Annotated in this window: 3 protein-coding genes; all 3 read left to right on the top strand. The window is 53.7% G+C overall.

What is annotated here, in order from left to right; translation table 11 throughout:
• The first annotated feature begins 63 nt into the window (after positions 1-63).
• Positions 64-444 carry a DUF3876 domain-containing protein gene (locus tag HMPREF9442_RS08955; protein ID WP_004291516.1) on the top strand — a complete coding sequence of 127 codons (381 nt, stop codon included), beginning with the start codon at positions 64-66 and terminating at the stop codon, positions 442-444.
• A gap of 23 nt (positions 445-467) precedes the next feature.
• Positions 468-1097 carry a DUF4141 domain-containing protein gene (locus HMPREF9442_RS08950; RefSeq protein WP_004304283.1) on the top strand — a complete coding sequence of 210 codons (630 nt, stop codon included), beginning with the start codon at positions 468-470 and terminating at the stop codon, positions 1095-1097.
• 3 nt (positions 1098-1100) lie between these two features.
• The coding region (gene traJ, locus HMPREF9442_RS08945) for a conjugative transposon protein TraJ (protein ID WP_008627751.1) at positions 1101-1963 on the top strand (863 nt) is incomplete at its 3' end.

The raw sequence follows: 1963 nt of genomic DNA, 5'->3' as shown, positions 1-1963 counted from the left end.
AAAGGCGGAGAAACAAGGAATAACTAAAAAACAGAATGTATCAACCAAAAAAGAAAAACGCGTATGAATTTACCAAAAGTGAAAATGCTGCAAGTCAGCAAGTGCCTTATCGGATTGGCGGTCATGATGCTGCAATCCTGCGACGTGGCCGACAACCGCCGCGACATGCTGTGCGGGAACTGGGAGAGCGTGGAGGGAAAACCTGACGTGCTTATCTACAAGGAGGGCGAAGCCTACAAAGTGACGGTGTTCCGTCGTAGCGGTCTGCGCCGCAAGCTCAAGCCGGAAACCTATCTCTTGCAGGAGGAGAACGGCAACCTGTTCATGAACACCGGCTTCCGCATCGACGTGTCCTACAACGAGGCCACGGATGTGCTGACTTTCTCGCCAAACGGGGACTATGTGCGGGTGAAGCCGCAGCCGGGACATCCGACCGAAGAATAACAACCACTAAAATCCAAAGTAACATGAGAACAAGAATAACAATGATTATCTGCCTGTGCCTGCTTTTCGCGGGCAGGGCAAGCGCACAGTGGGTCGTAAGCGATCCGGGCAATCTAGCGCAGGGCATCATCAATGCCTCCAAAAACATCATCCATACCTCCAAGACCGCCACGAACATGGTGAGCAACTTTCAGGAGACGGTGAAAATCTATCAGCAGGGCAAGAAGTATTACGATGCCCTCAAATCGGTGAACAATCTGGTCAAGGACGCCCGCAAGGTGCAGCAGACCATCCTGATGGTGGGCGACATCACAGACATCTATGTGAACAGTTTCCAACGGATGCTCCGTGACGGGAATTTCAGACCCGAAGAGCTTTCCGCAATCGCTTTCGGCTACACGAAACTGCTGGAGGAAAGCAACGAAGTGTTGACGGAACTCAGGAACGTGGTGAACATCACCACGCTCTCCATGACCGACAAGGAGCGCATGGACGTGGTGGAACGCTGCCACTCGAAGATGAAGCGTTACCGCAACCTCGTGAGCTACTACACGAACAAGAACATCTCCGTGAGTTACCTGCGTGCGAAAAAGAAGAACGACCTCGACCGCATCATGGGGCTGTACGGGAACATGAACGAAAGATACTGGTAGCCTATGAAGTTCGACAACCTTCATCAGATTTTACGTTCACTTTATGAGCAGATGATGCCGCTGTGTGGGGACATGGCTGGTGTGGCGAAAGGCATCGCCGGGCTGGGTGCGCTGTTCTACGTCGCCTACCGGGTATGGCAGTCGCTGGCGAGAGCTGAACCGATAGACGTATTCCCGATGCTCCGTCCTTTTGCCATCGGTCTGTGCATCATGTTCTTCCCGACTGTGGTGCTGGGCACGATAAACAGCATCCTCTCACCCGTCGTACAGGGCACGGCAAAGATGCTGGAGGCGGAAACGCTGGACATGAACCGATACCGGGAGCAGAAGGACAAACTGGAATACGAGGCGATGGTACGCAACCCCGAAACCGCCTACCTCGTGTCCAACGAGGAATTTGACAAGCAACTGGAGGAACTCGGCTGGTCGCCCTCCGACATGGTGACGATGGCGGGAATGTATATCGACCGGGGAATGTACAACATGAAGAAGAGCATCCGCGACTTCTTCCGCGAGATACTCGAACTGCTGTTCCAAGCCGCCGCCCTCGTGATAGACACCGTCCGCACCTTCTTTCTCGTGGTGCTGGCGATTCTCGGTCCGATAGCCTTCGCCCTGTCGGTATGGGACGGTTTCCAAAACACGCTCACGCAGTGGATATGCCGCTATATACAGGTCTATCTGTGGCTACCGGTATCGGACATGTTCAGCACCATACTGGCGAAGATACAGGTTCTGATGCTGCAAAACGACATCGAGCGGATGCAGGCAGACCCGAACTTCTCGCTGGATTCGAGCGACGGGGTGTATATCGTATTCCTCTGCATCGGCATCATCGGCTACTTTACCATTCCCACCGTTGCGGG

Origin of the sequence: Paraprevotella xylaniphila YIT 11841, assembly GCF_000205165.1 — a bacterium.
GTDB lineage: Bacteria > Bacteroidota > Bacteroidia > Bacteroidales > Bacteroidaceae > Paraprevotella > Paraprevotella xylaniphila.
This window is presented reverse-complemented; position numbering and strand designations above follow the sequence as displayed.